Genomic DNA, 18845 nt, shown 5'->3' with positions numbered 1-18845 from the left:
AGACCGGCGCCTATTTCCGCGCCGAACTCGCCAAGGCCGTCGGCGGCCACAGACACGTCGGCGACGTGCGCGGCGATGGCATGCTGGCGGCGGTCGAATTTGTCGCCGACAAGGACGACCGGGTGTTCTTCGACGCCTCGCTCAAGATCGGGCCGCAACTGGCGACAGCACTTGCCGCCAGCGGTGTCATCAGCCGCGCCATGCCGCAGGGCGACATCCTTGGCTTCGCGCCGCCGCTCTGCCTGACGCGTGAGGAAGCCGACATCGTCGTTTCGAAAACCGCCGATGCCGTCAACAGCGTGTTTTCCAATCTCTGAGATCGACCATGAATGCCATGACCAAGACCCTCCCCGCCACCATGGCCGCCGTGCTGCTCACCGGGCATGGCGGACCGGAAAAGATCGTCTATCGCACCGATGTGAAAGTGCCTGTGCCTGCCGCCGGCGAAGTGCTGGTCAAGGTCAGCGCCTGCGGTATGAACAACACCGATGTCTGGGTGCGCCAGGGCGCATACGGAACCGAGGAGGACGCTGCCGCCGTGTCGACATGGCGGCGGCAAGGCAACACGCTTACCTTCCCGCGTATCCAGGGCACCGACACAGTCGGCACCATCGCTGCTGTCGGCAAAGGCGTCTCGCCCGATCGCATCGGCGAGCGGGTGATGGTCGATTTTTCGATCTACAACCGCGACGACGATTCCCTCGCCGACATCGACTATATGGGCCACGGCCGCGATGGCGGGTACGCCGAATACCAGACGGTGCCGGGCGAGAATGCGCATGTCGTCGATACTAACATGAGCGACGTCGAACTCGCCACCTTCTGCTGCGCCTACCTCACCGGCGAGCAGATGCTGGAACGCGCCGGGCTGAAAGCCGGCGAGCGCGTGCTGGTCACGGGCGCCTCAGGCGGCGTCGGTTCCGGCATCGTGCAGCTGGCGCGGGCGCGCGGCGCCATTCCCTACGCCGTCGTCGGCAAGGGCAAGGAGCAGGCGGTGCGCGACATCGGCGCCGAAGCGGTTATTACCCGTGGGGTTGCCGATCTTCCCGCCGCCGTGAATGAAGCCACTGGCGGCCAGCCGATCGATGTGGTCGCCGATCTCGTCGGCGGCGCGATCTTCAACGAGCTCTTGCGCATCCTGAGGCCCGAAGGCCGCTACACCACCGCCGGCGCGATTGCCGGTCCGGTTGTGCAGCTCGATCTCCGGACCATGTATCTGAAGCAGCTGCAACTGCACGGATCGAGCCAGGGGACGCGCGCCGACTTCCGCCGCATCGTTGGATACATCGAAGCGAAGAAAATCCGGCCTTTGGTTGGCGGCGTCTACAAACTGTCCGATTTCCACAAGGCGCAGGCCGACTTCATCGCCAAGGATTTCGTCGGCAAGCTGGTGATCGTGCCGGACGCCATGTGGAACCCGAATATCCGCACATAACGCCCCTACGTCAGAGCGCGTCGTAAACGGCATCATCAACACCTTGCGGCGTGGATCGATGTCGTCGAAACCCAGCATGCGGTTGGTGACGTAGCCGAATCCGACACCGGCGCCGGGATCGGCAAAACCGAGGGCGCCGCCCCAGCCGCCATCGCAGCGACGCGCGGCTGGCATAGGCGGCGTCGTCGAGTTGAAAGCCAGCGGCGAATTGTCGGCGCTTGAGACATAGCGCGCATGAGGGCGAACCGGAATCACCGCAACGAATGCAAGCCACAGGCCGGCAACCAGACCCTGCATCTTGACAGACCAGGCGAAAGCCAAAAGAGTGAAACCGGTTTCACTGGGGACCGCCGGTGCATTTCGATCTGTCCATTCTGCTCCCGCATCTGGGTTTTCTGGCGCGCGGCGCCGAACTTACGGCGGCGGCTTGCGCGCTGTCGCTGGTGGGAAGCGTCGTCATGGGCGCGTTGGTGGCGATCGCACGCACCTCCGCCTCGGCACTGCTTCGACGGATCGCCTTCGTCTATGTCGATCTCTTCCGCAATGTGCCGTTCATCGTCCAGCTGTTCTTCTTCTATTACGGCCTGCCCGAGCTCGGCATTTACATCGATGCCTTCACCACCGGCGTCGTGGCGCTTTCCATTGCCGGCGGCGCCTATGCCTCCGACATCATTCGCGCCGGCATCCTCGCCATAGACCAAGGCATCATCGACGCCGCTGAAGTGAGCGGCCTGTCCAGGCGCAAGATCTTCACCCGCATCGTGCTGCCGATTGCGCTGCGCACCTCCGTGCGACCGCTCGGATCCGTGCTCATCAACATGATCCTGACATCCTCGATCCTTTCGACCATCACGCTCAACGAGCTCACCGGCTCAGCCCAGATCGTCGTCTCGCAGACCTATCGGCCCTTCGAGGTCTATGTGGTGCTGCTTTGCGCCTACGCGGCCCTGACCTATCTGGTCTCGCTGGGCGTCACCCTGCTCCACCGCCATCTCAATCGGGACATGATGGAGGCGGTCGACTGATGCGGTTCAGCGACTTCACCTCCTACGACCTGATCCTGCTGGCGCAAGGTCTCGGCACCAACATCGCGCTGTTTCTCGTCACCTCTCTGATCGGACTGCTGATTGGCCTGAGCTGGGCGTTGGTGCGGTTCTACCGTGTGCCGGTTCTGGCCCAGGTCGTCACCTTCCTGTCGGAGCTGTTGAAGAACTCGCCGGTGTTGGTGCAGCTGTTCCTGGTGTTCTTCGGCCTGCCGGCGCTGTTGCATATAAGGGTGACGCCGGTCACCGCAGCGACCATCACTCTGTCGGCGAACACCGCGGCATTCATCTATGTCATCGCGGTCTCGGCGATCGAGTCGATCGAACGCGAACAGGTCGAGGCCGCGCGTGTCTTCGGCCTGACCCGGTGGCAGGTCCTGCGCCATATCGTTTCGCCCCAGGCTGCCGCCTTCGCGGTCGGCCCGCTCGTCGCGCTGCTGGTCAACCAGCTTCAGGTGACGTCGCTGATTTCTGTCATCGGCGTCGTCGACCTGACCAAGATTGGCCACATCCTCAACATGCGAACCTTGAAGCCGTTCGTGGTCTGGACCGTCGTCGGGCTGCTCTACTATGGCGCGGCAAAGCTGGTCGCCCTGCTTGGCGAGCGTCTTGAAAACCGCCTGCGGGCGCGCAGCGCCTGGCGGGGGCTTTAACATGCTCAAGATCGAAAACGTGCACAAAGCGTTCGGCGAGGTCACTGTGCTGGACGGCGTCGACCTGACGATCGCGCCCGGCGAAGTGGTCTCGATCCTCGGGTCGTCGGGGTCCGGCAAGTCGACACTGATCCGTTGCATCAACGGCCTCGAAAAGCTGAAGTCGGGCCGCATCACGGTCGACGATTTCGATGTCAGCAAGCCGAAGGAGCTGGCCGAGGCGCGCAAACGCTCAGGCACCGTCTTCCAGCTGTTCAACCTCTATCCTCATATGAGCGCGCTTCAGAACATAACGCTCGCCCCGATCGAGGTGCTGAAGATGGCGCGCCCTGAGGCCGAGGCGCTGGCGCGCAAGCTGCTCGAGTCCGTCGGCCTCGCCGATCGGGCCAACGCCTACCCGGCGCAGTTGTCGGGCGGGCAGCGCCAGCGTGTCGGTATCTGCCGGGCGCTCGCCATGCAGCCCCGCTATCTGCTGCTTGATGAAGTGACCAGTGCGCTCGACCCGGAAATGACTTCCGAGGTGCTGGCCATCCTGGCAAAGCTCGCCGCGCAAGGCACGACCATGCTGTTCGTCACCCACGAGATCGAATTCGCGCGCGAGATTTCCAACCGCATCGTCTTCCTCGACAAGGGCAGGCTGGTGGTCGATCTGCCGACGGATCGTTTCTTCGCCGCGGACGGCGGCCGGGCGCAGCCGCGGGTTGCGCAGTTTCTCTCCAGGATGCGCAAGGACTAGGAATGCTGCTGTTAGCCAACAACGAAGCATGGCCGGGATTCGAAACCTCGGTGCAAATGCTGCGCGATGGCGCCGTCAGCCTGGACGCGATGGTTGCCGGCATCGGCATGGTGGAGAAAGAGGTCAAGGTTCGCAGCGTCGGTTATGGCGGCTGGCCGAACATGCTGGGCGAGATGGAGTTCGACGCCGGCGTCATGGACGGCAATACAAGAGAGGTCGGTTCAGTCGGCGCCGTGCCAAGGACCTTGGCGGTCGCTGCCCTGGCGCAGCAGGTAATGAAGCGCCTGCCGCATGTGATGCTGACCGGCGAAGGGGCGCGGCGCTTTGCCAGCGAAATCGGTTTTGCCGAAGACGAAGTCTTGTTCGAGGACAGCAAGCGCGTCTGGTGGGAGCGGCTGCAACAGGAACTCACACCGCAACAGCTGGCGAAATTCCCCGATATCGATCTGGCGCCGCTCAGCCGTACTATCACCGATCCCGAGCGGGTCCGCGACACCACCGTCTTCCTGTCGGCGGATGCGCGGCGCGGCGTCCATGCCGCGAGTTCGACCTCGGGCTGGGCGTGGAAATATCCGGGCCGGCTCGGCGATTCTCCCATTCCCGGCGCAGGCTTTTACGCCGACAGCCGCTATGGCGCGGCGGCGTGCACCCATACCGGCGAGATGACGATGCGCTGCGCCACCGCACGGACCGTCGTGCTGGCCATGAAGCTTGGCCGATCCCTGTCGGATGCGGTCGCGCTGGCGGTCGAGGAACTGGCTGAACTCGACACCGGCTTCCTGGCCGGAGTGGTCATCCACGCCGTCGACGCCGAGCAGAACCACGAGGTGGTGAATTTCAGATGCGAGGGCGAGGTCCGCTACTGGCTCTGGAAGGATTCCATGCCCGCACCCGAATTGCGGACAGCAAAGCGTGTCACTAGAAAATAAGGAGAGGAACCATGAAAACCGTACTGCGTGCCTTCGCCGCGCTGGCCATCGTGGCCGGTTCGGCTTTTCCGGCCCTTGCCGGCATGATTGACGACATCCGCTCACGCGGCACCATTCGCATCGGCGTATCGCTCGGCGGCGAGCCGATCGGCTTTCGCGATGCACAAAACAACCCTGTCGGCTACGATGTCGATGTCGCGACGCTGCTGGCGCAAAAGCTCGGGGTGCCGGTCGAGTTCGTCGACGTCTCGGGCGATGCCCGTATTTCCATGCTGGTGTCGGGACAGATCGATGTCGCGGTCGCAAACACCTCGGCAACGCTCGAGCGGGCCAAGACCGTCAACTTCACCATCCCCTACAACCGGGCCGGGCTGCGCGTCATCGTCCAGAAGGATGCCGGGATAACCGACCTCAAGGGGCTCGCCGGCAAGAAGGTTGTCGTCGGCCGCGGCACCACGGGCGAAACCTTCCTCAAGGCGGCCGTGCCGGAAGCAGAGCTCGTCTATGTCGACCAGTTCGCGCCCGACGGGGTTCTGCAGCTGCAACAGAAGCGCGTCGATGCGGCGATCGAGGATTCCTCGCTGCTCGATTACCTCGCGACCAAGACACCGAGCCTGGTGACGCTGCCTGGCCTCTATTCCAACGATCCGATCGGCATCGCGGTCGCCAAGGGCGATCCCGAATTCGTCCGCTGGCTCGACATGTTCGTGTCCGACTTCATCCAGTCGGGCACCTACGAGACGACCTACAAGAAGTGGTGGGGGCCGGACTCCAACCCGCCGGCGCTCAACCCGCTGTGGTGACACCCACTACCGGCAACCGATCGGCGCACACTCGAGGCGCCGTCGCAACGATCGCCGATGTCGCGCGGCTGGCAGGCGTGTCGCGTGCCGCGGCCAGCCGTGCGCTGTCGAGCGGACCGCGACCGGTCTCGGCGGACAAACGCGAACGTGTCGTGCAGGCCGCCGCGCAGCTCGGCTACAAACCCAATCTCCTGGCGCAAAGCCTGACCACCAAGACCGTCAATCTGGTTGCCGTCGTGGTCAACCACATTCACGACCTTTCAGATCTCGACCTGTTCGACCGGCTGCTCGACGCGATCCAGTCGATCGGCAAGCAGGTCATCCTCATCCGCATCGGCTCGGCGGAAGGGGTCGAGGATTTTCTGCGCAACGGCGTTGCCTATCATGTCGATGCCGCCGTGGTGTTCTCCGACTTTGCCGATGCAGCGACGGTGCGGCGCATGTTTCGCTCGGACCTGGTCATCATGCTGAACGGACTGCATGACGATCTGTCACCCACAATCATTCCCGATGAAGGCGTCGGCATCGCCGAGGCCGTGGCGGATGCGGCGGCCAAGCGCGCGCGCACGGCCAGCCTGCTGACCGGCCGTTCGTCCTCGCGGGTCGAACAGCTGCGCATCGGCCACTACCTCGAAGCGTTCCGGCATCATGGAATTGAACTGCTGCAGACGGTCCAGGGAGACTATTCCTACGAGTCGGGCTATGCGGCAGCCGCCGGCCTGACGGGACGCGGCTGTCCAGATGCGGTCTTTTGTACGTCCGACGCGATGGCCATGGGTGTTCTGGATGTCTGCCGGGCGGATTTCCCCGACAACCGGCCCAGCCGCTTCCGCCTCTATGGCTTCGACAATGTGTCCCTGACCAATTTCGACGCCTACCCGATATCGTCAATCGGCTACGACAAATCAGACTATGTGGGTCATATCGTTGGCGCCCTCTCCAATCCGCAGGTCTTCATGCCCGGCCAGCCGCCTGTCGTTATATTGACCCGGCTGATTTCGCGCTTGACCGCGTAACTAGCGCCGATGTTGGACTGCTTGTCCGGCGTCGATCTCCCAGAGATCGGACGGAGATCGCGCCGGACAATGTACCAGCGCCTACTGCAATTTCGCCTGCAGCGCGTTGACGTCGTCGGTTGTCATTTCACCGTCCGTCGTCACCTTGCCGTCGACGATCTTCCACAACCGGAACGGGCCGGTGATGTCGCCATATTTGTCGAAGCTGACCGGACCGATGACGCCTTCATAGCGGATCGGCTTGCCATCCTTGATCAGGCCGAGCGCCTTGGCGAACTCGTCCTTGCCTGCAAAGATCGGTGTGCCGGTCGGATCGACCGCCTTGTACATGGCATCCTTGATCTTGGCTGGATCCTCGGAGCCGGCAATGGCAATGGCGAGGCCGACAATGGCGCCGGCATCATAGGAACGGTCGGCTGCCGGGTTCGACGGCTCGATACCCGAAAACTCCTTGTAGTTTTTGAGGAAGTAGTCGGTGGAGGCCGTCGGGCTGGTGCCGGAAGAGGTGCCATAAGCATCCTTCAGATAATCGGCGCCGACGGATTCGATGAAGTCCGGGCTGTTCATGCCGTCATTGAGCAGGAATTTTTGCACGCCGCCCTGCGAGATCCAGGTGCGGGCAACTGTTGCGCCGTCGACCGGCGTGCTGACGAGGTAGAGCCCGTCCGGTTCGCCTCCCATCGCCGCCGTGACCTCCGAGGCATAGCTCGACTGCTTTTCGTTGTAGGGCGTGTCGGAGACGATGGTGCCGCCGAGCGCTTTGTAGGCGCGCGAGAATTCGGCCACCATGTTGACGCCGAAGTCGTTGTTGACGTGGATGATCGACAGTTTCTTGAAACCCTTGTCGATGGCGTATTTGGCGGCGGCCACGCCTTGCAGCGCATCCGACGTGATGGTGCGGAAGAAGATGCCATTGGTCTTGCCGTCGCGGCCAAGGGCGGTCAGCGTCGGCGAGGATGAAGCCGGCGACACCTGCACGATCTTGGCCGGCCCGGTGACCGAGGTCAAAATCGGGATCGACACGGAGGAGATGATGCCGCCGATGATCACCGGCACCTTCTTGACCTGTACCAGCTGGGTCGCGGCATCGACCGCGATATTGCCCTGGCTCTGGCTGTCGCGCGTGTCGGTTGCGAGATCGCAGCCGCGTACGCCACCGGCTTCATTGATGTCGCGGAAGGCCATTTCGACCGACTTGGCGCCAGCCTGACCATATTCGCCGGCAGGGCCGGTCAGTTCCATTACGAGTCCGACGGTGATCTTGCAGTCCGCTGCGTGTGCGGCGCCGGCCATCGTCACGAGAGCCAGTGCTGTGGTGATTTGAAGTATCGTCTTCTTCATTGCCGTTCCCCTTTTCTTGTTTGAACTTTTGCCTGTTCAGCCTTCCGGCGCCTGCAGCCAGGTCTCATGCAGATGCCGCCATTCGACGCCGTTTGGTGCCGATGAACTGGTGGTGAAGACCGCACTGGACTGCCGGCGACTGTGTTTGCCGGCGCGCAGTTGCGCCTCGATGTAGAAGATGACGATCGTGTCCGCGTCCTGCCAACCCGGCCTGATGTCCTCGATCGATATGGCAAAACCGTCGTCGCAAGTGGCGCGGCTTGTCCGGACATGATCTACGACCGCGTCGCGATCGAGGATCTGGCCATTCGGCGCCACCATGGTGAGGCCTTCGCCCATGACAGCCTCGAAGCGGCCGAACTCCACAGCGTCGGCTCGCGCGGCGACAAACCAGTCGACGAAGAAGCGATGCAGGTCGATGATTTCAGCGCTGGCACGCGAAAAAAGGGAAGGCTCTCCGCTCATTTCTTCCCCGCATTGAGGTTGTAATGCATGATCGAGCCGTGGCGGCCATGACGGTCGCGCTCCAGCGCGTAGACATCGCCCGCGAGGCCGGTGCCTTGTGCGATGGCGGCAGCAATCCGCGCGCGATCGTCGGCGTCGAGCGCGACGTCCATGATTTTCGTATTGGCCAGCGCATGTGCCTGGTTGCGCGCACCCACAATGACGGCCGCGACCTGCGGCTGCTCGAGCACCCATGCCGAGGCGATGGTGGCGATGTCGACGCCGTGGCGATCGCCGACCGCTTTCAGCGCCTTGAGCAGGGACTGGAACAGCTCCCAGCCGCCGAAGTCGTCGATGATCAGCTTGTATTTGACCAGCGAGCGGTTTTCGAGCGGCGTGGAGGGCTCGGCCACGCCAAGCCATTTGTCGCTGAGGAAGCCGCCCGCCACCGAGCCGTAGCAGAGGAAGCGGACACCGTTCTTAGCGGCAAGGCCCGCAAGGCTGTTTGCCGGCCGCTGGTCGAGCACTGAATATTGCAGTTGCTGGCTGACCAGCGGGATGCCCGCGGAGAGGATTTCGGCTAGCCTCGGCGTATCGAAATTGGTGGTGCCGAGATTGCGCACCTTGCCTTCCAGCCGAAGCTCGTCGAGCCAACCCATCGCCTCGACGTAACGAGGCTGGTCATAATCCCACCAGTGAAACTGCACAAGATCGATCCGCTCCGTCTTCAGCCTGCGAAGCGACTGATTGACGATGCCCCTGATGTAGTCGCGGCTGATGCTTGCCAGTCGTTCGAGGTCCGGCACCAGCTTGGTGTGCACCTTCATCCTGGCCGCGACATCGAGACCGCGCTCGCGCGCCAGCCGCAGGCGCGCGGCGCCGATCAGTTCCTCGACGCCGGTGTAGATGTCGGCGCAATCATAGGTCCAGATGCCGGCATCGAAAGTGGCAATCAGGTCGGTCACCGCCTGGCCGCGGTCGACGGCGCCATGGCCACCGGCGAGCTGCCAGCCGCCGCGGATGACGCGCGAGATCGTATAGCCGGGGCTGAGTTCGACGGTCCTGGCGCTCATCTTTTGTCAGTCTCCTTCGGCAGCGGCACAGCCGTGGTTTGGGCATGGCTGAACCGCCGCTTGGCCAGCCTGACGATCCGCAGCCGGCTGGCGCAATTGGGATCGGGACAGGCGATCTCGGCATCCGAGGTCATCCAGTCATTTGCATGCGTCGGGCGCTGCTTTGCTGCGAGAAGCGGCAACACGGCGGAGATCGAATAGATCGAAAAACCCTGCCCCGCCGGCAGCGACAGCATTTCGCCCTTCAGTTCGAAATAGTCGCCGGCCCTGGCGCCGCAATAGACCGGCTTGCCTTCGGGAATGACCGCCTCGACGCGCAGATCGAAGAGCTCGAAACTGTCGTCGGCCATTCAGGCCTCCACCAGGCTGAAGGTGATGTCGCAGGCGCCGTTGCGGCGGATGACGCCGCAGGCGGTGGCGAACTGATCGCGCTCTTCGGCGCGGACCTGCGCCACCACGCTGCCGGCCAGCCAGCCGATCGGGAACAGCAGCCGCGCCCCCTGCCCGTAGTACAGGCCGATATCGAAGATGGCATTGGGATTGCCGCCCCACACGCGTGGCGGCACATAGGACAGCACGATATCGCCGGGCTGCGGCGTCAGCGTTGCATTCTCCGGTGGCAAAGACTGGGCATAGGCCTGGCCGTGGAGATCGGCTGACGGAACCGGGCACGAGATTTCCGGTCCTGTCCACATCGCATGGATGCCTGGGATGATGCGTGGCTGCGCCAGATACGCCAGCAGGAAGGCGGCATTCTCCGGCGCCTTTTCGGGCAATAGCAGCGCCGTCACGGAAAGCTTCGAGCGTGGTTCTGTGATGCCGATGGCGGGCTTGGGCATGTCAGTCCTTCGCCGATTGAAGTTTGTCGCGCAGGAAGGCGAAGGGGCGGCTGATGTCGGCTACCAGCGCCTCGCGCGCCGCTTGCGCATCCTGTTTGGCCAGTGCCGCGACAATTCGACGATGATAGTGGGCGGTATCAACCTCGCCGGCCTCGGAGAAGGCATAGATGGCGACGCGGATGCAGGGACCCGATTGAAGCCAGAGGCTTTCGATCATCGGGATCAGCACAGCCGAGCCGCAGCAGCGGTAGATCTCAAAATGGAAGCTCTGGTTGAGCGTCGCTTCGCGATCGATATCCTTCTTGTGCTTCAGGGCCCGCATCTCGTCCCACTCGCCCAGCATGGCTTCGATCGATGCGATCTGGCGCGGGCTCATGCGCCTGGCGGCAAGCGCGATCGCTTCGCCTTCGATGAGGGAGCGGGCACGCAGGAGGTCGTCGATGCGCTCCAGCGTGATCGGCGGCACGCGCACGGAACGGTTGGGCAGCGCCTCCAGCGCCTTTTCCGTGATCAGCCGGCCGAGCGCTTCGCGTACCGGCATGGTCGAGGTGACCAGCGCATCGGCAAGACCGCGGATGGTCAGCACCTGGTTCGGCTCGAAAAGGCCACCGATCAGAGCACGGCGCAGCTCGGAATAGACGCGATCCTGCACGGTCTCGCGGCCGACCGGCGTAAGCTGGGCTGCGATCGTCTCGTTGTTCTTTTCGATGGCAGCCTTCTGCATTACCGGCATTTGCCCCGTTTTCGGCTTGCGAATGGAATTAAAGCCGAATAGCGTGATCAAAGCAAGTGTGATCACAAATCAAAATCAGGAGGCGACAACGATCGTCTTCGGCCAGAGGGTTTGATGAGCGATGCAGCGGAGCGCCAACGGCAGGAGACCCGTGCGCCGGTTCTGACGGCACGAAACGTCGTCAGGCGTTTTGGCGGCCTTGTCGCCGTCAACGATGTCTCGTTTGATGTCAAAGCGGGCGAAATCCTCGGCCTGATCGGGCCGAATGGCGCCGGCAAGACGACGATGTTCGATCTGTTGGCGGGCAGCATATTGCCAACCAGCGGCGATATCCTGCTCAATGGCACGCGCGTCTCCGGCGAAGCCGCTCATCTGCGTATCGGCCGTGGTCTTGGCCGCACCTTCCAGATCCCGCGCCCCCTGCCCAATCTGACGCTGATCGAAAACATCATGCTGGCGGCGCAGGGCCAAGCCGGCGAAAAATTGCTCGCCAACTTCGTCACGCCTTGTCGGGTCGCGGCACAAGAAAGGGCTGCCAGGACAAAGGCGCTCGAGCTGCTGGAGTTGGTCACTCTCACCCATCTCGCGCACGAGCCGGCACGCGTGCTTTCCGGCGGCCAGCGCAAGCTGCTCGAACTCGCCCGCGTCATGATGGCCGACCCGGCGATCATCCTGCTCGATGAACCGGCGGCCGGCGTCAACGCGACGCTGCTCGAGATCATCATCGACCGTATCCGCGACATCAACGCGCGCGGCATCACCTTCCTGCTGATCGAGCACAATATCGACATGGTAACGCGGCTCTGCCACCGCGTGCTGGTCATGGCGAGCGGCCAGTTGCTCAGCGAAGGCACGGCAGAGGAAGTCGCCCGCGACCCGCGCGTCATCGAGGCTTATCTCGGGGGCGCCACATGAACGAGACCGTCCTCGACGTGCGCAACCTCGAAGCCGGCTATGAGCTTGGCGTGCCGATCGTGCGCGGCGCCTCGATCACCGTCAGCAAGGGGGAGATCGTCGTCGTGCTCGGCCCCAACGGCGCCGGCAAGTCGAGCTTCATCAAGGCGATCGCCGGCCTTGTCCCGATCACCGGCGGCGCGGTGTTCCTGGACGGCAAGGACATAACCGCCGCGCCCGCCCACACCATGGTCCGGCTCGGCCTCGCCTTCGTACCGCAGACGGAGAACATCTTTCCGCTGATGTCGGTCGAGGACAATCTGAAAGTCGCCTGCGGCATCCTCGAGCGACGCGAAATCCCTGCCCGCATCGAGGAAATGTATGCGGCCTTCCCCGACCTCGTCCGCCAGCGCCGCACCGCCGCCGGCAATCTGTCGGGCGGACAGCGGCAGATGCTCGCCGTCGCACGCGCGCTGATCGTCCATCCCAAGGTGCTGGTGCTCGACGAGCCGTCGGCCGGCCTGTCGCCGAAATTCGTATCGATGGTGTTCGAGATGCTGGCCGGCATCCGCAGGTCCGGCGTCACCATCCTGCTGGTCGAACAGAACGCCAAGGCAGCGCTGGCCATCGGCGACCGCGCCTATGTGCTGGTCGAAGGCAAGGACCGGCACGAGGGTGTGGCGTCCGAATTGTGGAACGATCCTGTCGTCGCCGAACTCTATCTCGGCCAACGCCCGTCTCACGCCGGCAAGGAAGGCGCGGCATGAGCCTGCAATTTGTCGTCGATGGGTTGCTGACCGGCTCGATGATCGGACTTGGCGCCATCGGCGTGACGCTGACCTATTCGATCCTGCGCTTCTCGAATTTTGCCCATGGCGACTTCATGGCCTGGGGAACCTATGCGACGCTCGCCGTCGTCAGCGCCATCGGCGCGATGTTCGGCAAGGTGGCGCCCATTGGACCGCTGTCTTTCGGCTGGCCGCTGCTGGTTGCGCTGGTTGTCGGCATGACTTTCACCGCCCTGCTGGCGCTGTTGCTCGACAAGGTGCTGTTTTCGCGGCTGCGTTCGCAGGGGCAAGCCATCATCGTGGTGATGGCGAGCTTCGGCGCCTCGATGGCGCTGCGCAGCCTGCTCGAATTCACCTTCAGCTCACGCCCGACCTATTTCAGCCGGGCGATCCAGATCGCCATGCCGGTCGGCTTCGGCATCCGCATCACGCCCGATCAGATCGCGCTGCTGCTGCTGACCGCAGTGCTGGTGCTCGGCGTGCATCTGTTGATGACACGCACGCAGACCGGCCGCTCCATGCAGGCGCTGAGCCAGAATGCAGCGCTGGCCCGCATCGTCGGTATCGACGTTGCCTCCGTTGTGCGTGTCACCTGGATCATCGGCGGGGCGCTGGCCTGCGTGGCCGGCGTGATGATCGGCATTCTGGTGCAGATCCGCCCGTTCATGGGCTTCGACATGCTGCTGCCGATGTTTGCAGCAGCCATCCTCGGCGGCATCGGCAGCATTCCGGGCGCTGTGCTCGGCGGCTTGATCATCGGTCTTGCCGAAGCCGGTGCGGTGCAGCTGATCGGCGCCGAATGGCGCGCCGCAATCTCCTTCATCATCCTGATGGCGGTGCTGTTCGTTCGGCCGATCGGCCTGTTTGGTGTGAGGGAACGCTGATGGACCTGCTCGGCTACGGCGCCTTCTTCCTGACCACCGCACTGATCTTTTCGCTGGTCACACTGGGGCTCAATCTGCAGTGGGGGCTGACTGGCCTTTTCAATGTCGGCCTTGCCGGATTCGTCGCCATCGGCGCCTATACATCGGCGCTGCTGACGACCCCGGACGATGCCGCGCGCTTCGGCGGCTTCGGTCTGCCGATCCTGGTCGGCTGGGCGGGCGCCATGGTCGTCGGCGGTATCGCCGCAGCACTTACCGGCATGGCCACGCTGCGTCTGCGATCCGACTACCTGGCAATCACCACCTTCGGCGTCGCCGTCGTCGTGCAGCTGGTCGCGCTCAACGCGCAGAAAACAACCGGCGGCCCGTTCGGCATCGGTTTCATCCCGCGCCCGTTCGGCGGCCTTGCCGAAACGCCGCTGCTGTTCAACCTGTCGAACCTCGCCGTCGTTTCGGCTGTGACGCTGATCGCCTATCTCGCTCTGGAGCACCTGTCGCGCAGCCCCTGGGGCCGCGTGCTCAAGGCGCTGCGCGAGGACGAGCGAGCGGCGATTTCGCTGGGCAAGAGCGCGCGCTTCTACCGCGTCCAGGCCTTTGCCGTCGGCGGCGCCATCATGGCGCTGGCCGGCGCTTTGCAGGCGCATTTCACCGGCTTCATCGCGCCCGATAACTATCTGCCGATCCTGACCTTCCAGGTCTGGGTGATGCTGATCGTCGGCGGCTCGGGCAGCAATGCCGGCGCCATTGCCGGCAGCATCCTGGTCTGGGCGATATGGGCGGGGTCGGGCACGCTGACCAGCGTGCTGTTTGCGCCCGAGCAGCAGGCACGCGCGGCCTCACTGCAGATCGTCGCCATCGGCGTCATGCTCTGCGTCATCCTGCTGATCCGGCCTAACGGATTGTTCGGCGACCGGCCGCGCCGGCCGAAGCCCGGCAAACAGACAAAGGCGGCGGCCAGCGAGAACGAGGCCGGACCATGAATGCCATGATCCGGCAAGACGTGCATGGCGTTTCACTCTGGCATGCCGTCAGCCGCAACCGCCGCGACCGGGGCACGCTGCAAGGCGGGCTCGACGTCGATCTCGCAATCGTTGGCGGCGGCTTTTCCGGCCTCTCGACGGCATTGCATGCCGCCGAGAAAGGGCTTTCGGTCGCGGTCCTTGAAGCCGAATTCCTTGCTTGGGGTGCGACCGGCCGGAATGCCGGCTTCGTCGTTCCGAACTTCGCCAAGCGGGATCCAGACGACATCATCGCTGAACTCGGACCCGAGCGCGGCGGGCGCCTGGTTGACTTCGCCGCCGGCAGCGCCGACCTGGTCTTCGGGCTGATCAAGCGGCACGGCATCGAATGCGACGCTGTGCAGAATGGTTGGATCCAGCCGGCGCATTCGTCCGCCGCGCTGGAAAAGACGCGATCGCGCGCCGCGAAATGGGCGGCGCGGGGCAGGCCGACCGTTGCGCTCGATGCCATGGCGGTCACGGAGCTCACCGGCATCGACGGCTACTCCGGCGGTTGGATGGACAACTCGGGCGGCGTCCTCAATCCGGTCGAGTATGCGCGCGGCCTGGCCGACGCCGCGGAAAAGGCTGGCGCACGCATCTTCGAGCAGACGCGTGTCACTTCCATCGACCGCACTCCGGATGGCTGGGCCTTGAAGACGGCGTCCGGCACTGTGCGAGCGGGCAAGGTCTTGGTCGCCACCAACGCCTATGGTGGAGAGCTGAACCCGACACTGGCGCGGACCTATATCCCGCTGAAAGTCTTCCAGATCGCCACTGCGCCGCTGTCGCGCGCCATACGCGCGCGCCTGCTGCCCGGCGGCCAGGGCGTTGGCGACACCAGGCGCAACCTGTTCACGTGCCGCTTCGATGGCCAGAACCGGCTGATCAGCGGCGGCATGCATGTCGTCGGCGCCGGCGCCGAGACGCGCGTGCCGCAAACGATTTGGCGACGGCTCGCCAGGCATCTCGATTTGCCTGACCTGCCGCCGCTTGCCTACAGCTGGACAGGCGTGGCGGCGGTGGTGCCGGATTTCCTGCCGCGTCTCATCGACCTCGGCCCGGGCCTGATCGCCGGCTTCGCCTGCAACGGCCGCGGCATCGCCATGACCACGGCAATGGGCAAGGTGTTGGCGGACTGGGCGAGCGGAACGGACGCAAGGGATTTGCCGCTCCCTTTCGCCGCACCATCGCCGATCCCGCTGCACAGCCTCGTGCGCTATGCACCGAATATGCTGCTCCCCTGGAGCATCCTGCGCGACCGGCTGGATTAGACAGCCAAGCCAGGTGATCCCCCTTGCCGGCGCGCTCATGGCGGCCCGAAAAGGACCGCCACCGCAATCGATGACCATGGTGGCCCAAGAGGATATCGTCAGATCCCCTCCCCAGCCAGCCGCATCTACTCCGCAGCCTGAACCCGATTGGCCTGGATGACCGCCCGGATCTCGGACCGGCAGGAGCCGCAATTGGTGCCGGCCTTCAGGGCGCCGCCTATGGCTTCGACTGTCGTGCACCCGGCCGCCACTGCCGCCACGATCTGGTTGACCCCGACGTTGAAACAGGAGCAGACGGTCGCGCCCGAATCGGGCCGATCGGCGCCGGCGCGACCGGCGACGATCCTGAAGCGTTCGCGCTGGCTGGTGTGAACTTCCTGGAGTTGCTGTGCCGCCCAGCTTCGCGAAACCGCCACCGGTCCCGACGCGATAAACAAAGCCCCGGCGAGGTGCTGGTCGTCGAAGGCAGCAATACGATGCTGGCCGGTATCACGGTCGTGATATGCGAGCATATCGGCTACGGGAACATCGAACAGCGAACCAGCAAAACCAGCCCAGTCGATGTCGTCGTCAGCAAAGGCAAGCTCCACCCGCCAGCCGCCCGTGCATTTGGCCACGGCCCAGTAATCTGCTGCGACCGGCACCGGCTTGTGGCGCACCACAGCGAAGCCGAAGGCTCTCGCGGCGAATTTCTCGATACGGGCGCCGACATGTTTCAGCGCAGGCTGACCGGAAACCGGATCGGTCAGAGGCGCGGTCAGCGCATCGAGCCGGCCCTTTGCCGAAAACTGGTCAGTCCAGTGCATCGGCGCAAACACGCTCCCCTGGCGCTGGCGTGCCCTCACCAGCGCGCGCACCAGCACATCGCCGCGCGGGCTGGAGACGCGCACGATGTCGGCGTCGCCAATGCCGTGATGCGTGGCATCCGCCGGGTGGATCTCGACGAAGGGCTCGGCCATGTGCTGGGAGAGACGTGGGCTTTTGCCGGTGCGGGTCATTGTGTGCCAATGGTCGCGAACGCGGCCGGTGTTGAGGATCAGCGGATAGTCCGGGCTGGTGCGTGTCTCGACGATGGGACGAATGGCGATGAAGCGGGCCTTGCGGTCGGGATTGTAGAAATTGCCGTTGGCGAAGAAGCGGGTGTTGGAAGGGTCAAGTCCCGCTTGAACACCCCCCTCTGTCCTGCCGGACATCTCCCCCGCAAGGGGGGAGATTGGCAGCTTTGACGCCGGCATATCTTCTGCATCGTTGGTAATTGGCGAAGGCCGAGGCGACGGCTGATCTCCCCCCTTGCGGGGGAGATGGCCGGCAGGCCAGAGGGGGATGGCTGGGCTCGGCGCCGGCCATTGGAAAGGCTCAAGCGCTGCATAGGCCTCCTTATCAACACCAGCATAACCACCAGTATCGAAATCCCGTGCGCCGTCATTCTCGAACCCGGACAGCGCGGCGTGTTCGGCGAAGATTTCCGCTGGCGACGAATAGGAAAACGCCTCGTCAAACCCCATCCGCTTGCCCACCTCGGCGACGATCAACCAATCCGGCCGCGCCTCACCAGGCACCGCAAGAAAGCTGCGCTGGCGCGAGATGCGGCGCTCTGAATTGGTCACGGTGCCGTCCTTCTCGCCCCATGCGGCGGCGGGCAGCCGCACATGGCCGTGGCGCACGGTGTCCGTGCTCGCCAGCACATCCGAAACCGCGACAAACGGGCAGGCCTTGATCGCTGCCTCGACGGCATCGGCATCCGGCATCGAATCGACCGGGTTGGTGGCCATGATCCACAGCGCCTTGATGCGCCCGTCGGCCACCGCCTGAAACATCTCGACCGCCTTCAGACCGGGCTTTTGGGCGACGGCCGGCGCATTCCAGAAACGCTGCACGCGGTCGCGGTGCTCGGGGTTTTCGATCTCCATATGGGCGGCCAGCATATTGGCCATGCCGCCGACCTCGCGGCCGCCCATGGCGTTGGGCTGGCCGGTCACTGAAAACGGCCCTGCCCCAGGTTTGCCGATGCGGCCGGTGGCGAGATGGCAGTTGATGATGGCGTTGACCTTGTCGGTGCCCGAAGACGACTGGTTCACTCCCTGGCTGTAGACCGTGACGGTTTTCGCAGTCGCGGCGAACAGGTTGTAGAAGCGGGTGAGCTCGTCCTCGCTCAGGCCGGTGGCGGCGGCGATGCCGGCAAGGTCGAGCGCCGATGCGGCGAAGAGAGCTTGGCCGAAGCCGGTCGTGTGTGCGGTCACATAGCCACGGTCGAGTGCGTTGTGCTGGCCGAGCCAGGCGAGCAGACCAGTGAACAAAGCAACGTCGCCATCCGGCGCGATCGCCAGGTGAATGTCGGCGATATCAGCGGTCATGGTGCGGCGCGGGTCGACCAGCACGACCTTCATCTCCGGTCGTTTTTCCCGGGCCGCCGCGATGCGCTGGAAGAGCACGGGATGGCACCAGGCGAGATTGGAGCCGACCAGCACGATCAGGTCGGCGAGATCGAGATCCTCGTAGGTGCCGGGCACGGTGTCGGAGCCGAAGGCGCGGCGGTGGCCGGCAACCGAGGAGGCCATGCATAGCCGCGAATTGGTGTCGATGTTGGCCGAGCCGATGAAGCCCTTCATCAGCTTGTTGGCGACATAGTAGTCTTCGGTCAGCAACTGGCCGGAGACATAGAAGGCGACGGAGTCAGGACCGTGCTCGGCGATGGTTCGCGAAAAGGTCGAAGCGACGCGGTCGAGCGCCTCGTCCCAGCCGGCACGGCGACCGTGGATTTCGGGGTAGAGCAGCCTGCCGTCGAGGTCGATGGTTTCGGCCAGGGCCGAGCCCTTGGAGCAGAGCCGGCCGAAGTTCGCTGGATGGTCGGGGTGGGGGGGGGGGGCGGGGGCGGGGCGCGCCCACGCCCCGGCGCCGCCGCGCCCCCCCCCCCCCCCCCCCCCCCGCCGCGGGGGGGGGCGGGGCCCCCCCCCCGCCCGGG

20 protein-coding genes are annotated in these 18845 nt (G+C 64.4%); 13 read left to right on the top strand and 7 right to left on the bottom strand.

Annotated elements, in window-relative coordinates; translation table 11 throughout:
- The 8 genes from NKI88_RS30745 to NKI88_RS30710 all read left to right on the top strand — a co-directional run.
- Positions 1-317, top strand: a 317-nt coding sequence (locus NKI88_RS30745; protein ID WP_352659136.1) for an aminotransferase class III-fold pyridoxal phosphate-dependent enzyme, incomplete at its 5' end; no start/stop codon positions are given.
- Between the two features lie 8 nt (positions 318-325).
- Complete coding sequence (locus NKI88_RS30740) at positions 326-1435, top strand: alcohol dehydrogenase family protein (protein WP_352659134.1); 1110 nt, start codon at positions 326-328, stop codon at positions 1433-1435.
- Between the two features lie 353 nt (positions 1436-1788).
- Positions 1789-2460, top strand: a complete 672-nt coding sequence (locus NKI88_RS30735; RefSeq protein WP_023827980.1) for an amino acid ABC transporter permease — start codon at positions 1789-1791, stop codon at positions 2458-2460.
- Complete coding sequence (locus NKI88_RS30730; protein WP_352659132.1) at positions 2460-3131, top strand: amino acid ABC transporter permease; 672 nt, start codon at positions 2460-2462, stop codon at positions 3129-3131. The genes NKI88_RS30735 and NKI88_RS30730 overlap by 1 nt, the downstream gene beginning before the upstream one ends.
- Position 3132: 1 nt before the next feature.
- On the top strand, positions 3133-3867 hold the full coding sequence (locus NKI88_RS30725) for an amino acid ABC transporter ATP-binding protein (RefSeq protein WP_352659130.1): 735 nt from the start codon (positions 3133-3135) through the stop codon (positions 3865-3867).
- 2 nt (positions 3868-3869) lie between these two features.
- Positions 3870-4796, top strand: a complete 927-nt coding sequence (locus NKI88_RS30720; protein ID WP_023729193.1) for an isoaspartyl peptidase/L-asparaginase — start codon at positions 3870-3872, stop codon at positions 4794-4796.
- Between the two features lie 11 nt (positions 4797-4807).
- Positions 4808-5599 carry a transporter substrate-binding domain-containing protein gene (locus NKI88_RS30715; RefSeq protein ID WP_023695228.1) on the top strand — a complete coding sequence of 264 codons (792 nt, stop codon included), beginning with the start codon at positions 4808-4810 and terminating at the stop codon, positions 5597-5599.
- On the top strand, positions 5593-6615 hold the full coding sequence (locus NKI88_RS30710; protein WP_352659128.1) for a LacI family DNA-binding transcriptional regulator: 1023 nt from the start codon (positions 5593-5595) through the stop codon (positions 6613-6615). The genes NKI88_RS30715 and NKI88_RS30710 overlap by 7 nt, the downstream gene beginning before the upstream one ends.
- Positions 6616-6696: 81 nt before the next feature.
- Here NKI88_RS30710 and NKI88_RS30705 read toward each other — a convergent pair whose 3' ends face one another.
- Genes NKI88_RS30705 through NKI88_RS30680 form a run of 6 tightly spaced genes read right to left on the bottom strand, consistent with a single transcriptional unit; the run spans position 6697 to position 11036 of the window.
- The gene (locus NKI88_RS30705; RefSeq protein WP_023751816.1) at positions 6697-7956 is read right to left on the bottom strand and encodes an ABC transporter substrate-binding protein; all 1260 of its coding nucleotides are present in this window, start codon (positions 7954-7956) and stop codon (positions 6697-6699) included.
- 36 nt (positions 7957-7992) lie between these two features.
- Positions 7993-8421, bottom strand: coding sequence for a hypothetical protein (locus NKI88_RS30700; RefSeq protein WP_023667860.1), 429 nt, complete (start codon positions 8419-8421; stop codon positions 7993-7995).
- A complete protein-coding gene (locus NKI88_RS30695) occupies positions 8418-9473 on the bottom strand; it encodes an aldo/keto reductase (protein ID WP_352659126.1) in 1056 nt (351 codons plus the stop codon). Before NKI88_RS30695 ends, NKI88_RS30700 begins: the two co-directional genes overlap by 4 nt.
- Positions 9470-9823, bottom strand: a complete 354-nt coding sequence (locus tag NKI88_RS30690; protein ID WP_023682686.1) for a TIGR04076 family protein — start codon at positions 9821-9823, stop codon at positions 9470-9472. Before NKI88_RS30690 ends, NKI88_RS30695 begins: the two co-directional genes overlap by 4 nt.
- Positions 9824-10312 carry a DUF3830 family protein gene (locus NKI88_RS30685; protein ID WP_352659124.1) on the bottom strand — a complete coding sequence of 163 codons (489 nt, stop codon included), beginning with the start codon at positions 10310-10312 and terminating at the stop codon, positions 9824-9826.
- Position 10313: 1 nt separating this feature from the next.
- Positions 10314-11036, bottom strand: a complete 723-nt coding sequence (locus NKI88_RS30680) for a GntR family transcriptional regulator (RefSeq protein ID WP_023686960.1) — start codon at positions 11034-11036, stop codon at positions 10314-10316.
- Between the two features lie 123 nt (positions 11037-11159).
- Between NKI88_RS30680 and NKI88_RS30675 the strand changes: the two genes are divergently transcribed.
- The 5 genes from NKI88_RS30675 to NKI88_RS30655 are packed head-to-tail and all read left to right on the top strand — an operon-like array spanning position 11160 to position 15883.
- Positions 11160-11960, top strand: a complete 801-nt coding sequence (locus NKI88_RS30675) for an ABC transporter ATP-binding protein (protein WP_352460169.1) — start codon at positions 11160-11162, stop codon at positions 11958-11960.
- Entirely contained in the window at positions 11957-12706 is a 750-nt protein-coding gene (locus tag NKI88_RS30670) for a branched-chain amino acid ABC transporter ATP-binding protein (protein ID WP_352460170.1), read from the top strand. Before NKI88_RS30675 ends, NKI88_RS30670 begins: the two co-directional genes overlap by 4 nt.
- On the top strand, positions 12703-13611 hold the full coding sequence (locus NKI88_RS30665) for a branched-chain amino acid ABC transporter permease (protein ID WP_023745643.1): 909 nt from the start codon (positions 12703-12705) through the stop codon (positions 13609-13611). The genes NKI88_RS30670 and NKI88_RS30665 overlap by 4 nt, the downstream gene beginning before the upstream one ends.
- Positions 13608-14591: a branched-chain amino acid ABC transporter permease gene (locus NKI88_RS30660; RefSeq protein WP_352659140.1), complete on the top strand. Its 984-nt coding sequence runs from the start codon at positions 13608-13610 to the stop codon at positions 14589-14591. Before NKI88_RS30665 ends, NKI88_RS30660 begins: the two co-directional genes overlap by 4 nt.
- Positions 14588-15883 (top strand): NAD(P)/FAD-dependent oxidoreductase, encoded by a 1296-nt coding sequence (locus NKI88_RS30655; protein WP_352659122.1) that lies wholly within the window; start codon positions 14588-14590, stop codon positions 15881-15883. The genes NKI88_RS30660 and NKI88_RS30655 overlap by 4 nt, the downstream gene beginning before the upstream one ends.
- 125 nt (positions 15884-16008) lie before the next feature.
- On the opposite strand, the gene NKI88_RS30650 is transcribed toward NKI88_RS30655, so the two are convergent.
- Positions 16009-18687, bottom strand: a complete 2679-nt coding sequence (locus NKI88_RS30650) for a nitrate reductase (RefSeq protein ID WP_352659138.1) — start codon at positions 18685-18687, stop codon at positions 16009-16011.
- Positions 18688-18845: the final 158 nt, after the last annotated feature.

The sequence above is a fragment of the Mesorhizobium sp. M0317 genome (assembly GCF_040321555.1).
Taxonomy (GTDB): Bacteria; Pseudomonadota; Alphaproteobacteria; order Rhizobiales; family Rhizobiaceae; genus Mesorhizobium.
The sequence above is the reverse complement of the archived record's forward strand: the minus strand, read 5'-3'. Positions and strand labels throughout refer to the sequence as shown.

Excerpts from the sequence above, each read along its gene's own strand:
- NKI88_RS30740 (WP_352659134.1), top strand. The coding sequence starts at position 326 with ATGAATGCCATGACCAAGACCCTCCCCGCCACCATGGCCGCCGTGCTG.
- NKI88_RS30730 (WP_352659132.1), top strand. The coding sequence starts at position 2,460 with ATGCGGTTCAGCGACTTCACCTCCTACGACCTGATCCTGCTGGCGCAA.
- NKI88_RS30725 (WP_352659130.1), top strand. The coding sequence starts at position 3,133 with ATGCTCAAGATCGAAAACGTGCACAAAGCGTTCGGCGAGGTCACTGTG.
- NKI88_RS30720 (WP_023729193.1), top strand. The coding sequence starts at position 3,870 with ATGCTGCTGTTAGCCAACAACGAAGCATGGCCGGGATTCGAAACCTCG.
- NKI88_RS30715 (WP_023695228.1), top strand. The coding sequence starts at position 4,808 with ATGAAAACCGTACTGCGTGCCTTCGCCGCGCTGGCCATCGTGGCCGGT.
- NKI88_RS30705 (WP_023751816.1), bottom strand. The coding sequence starts at position 7,956 with ATGAAGAAGACGATACTTCAAATCACCACAGCACTGGCTCTCGTGACG.
- NKI88_RS30700 (WP_023667860.1), bottom strand. The coding sequence starts at position 8,421 with ATGAGCGGAGAGCCTTCCCTTTTTTCGCGTGCCAGCGCTGAAATCATC.
- NKI88_RS30695 (WP_352659126.1), bottom strand. The coding sequence starts at position 9,473 with ATGAGCGCCAGGACCGTCGAACTCAGCCCCGGCTATACGATCTCGCGC.
- NKI88_RS30690 (WP_023682686.1), bottom strand. The coding sequence starts at position 9,823 with ATGGCCGACGACAGTTTCGAGCTCTTCGATCTGCGCGTCGAGGCGGTC.
- NKI88_RS30685 (WP_352659124.1), bottom strand. The coding sequence starts at position 10,312 with ATGCCCAAGCCCGCCATCGGCATCACAGAACCACGCTCGAAGCTTTCC.
- NKI88_RS30680 (WP_023686960.1), bottom strand. The coding sequence starts at position 11,036 with ATGCAGAAGGCTGCCATCGAAAAGAACAACGAGACGATCGCAGCCCAG.
- NKI88_RS30675 (WP_352460169.1), top strand. The coding sequence starts at position 11,160 with ATGAGCGATGCAGCGGAGCGCCAACGGCAGGAGACCCGTGCGCCGGTT.
- NKI88_RS30670 (WP_352460170.1), top strand. The coding sequence starts at position 11,957 with ATGAACGAGACCGTCCTCGACGTGCGCAACCTCGAAGCCGGCTATGAG.
- NKI88_RS30665 (WP_023745643.1), top strand. The coding sequence starts at position 12,703 with ATGAGCCTGCAATTTGTCGTCGATGGGTTGCTGACCGGCTCGATGATC.
- NKI88_RS30655 (WP_352659122.1), top strand. The coding sequence starts at position 14,588 with ATGAATGCCATGATCCGGCAAGACGTGCATGGCGTTTCACTCTGGCAT.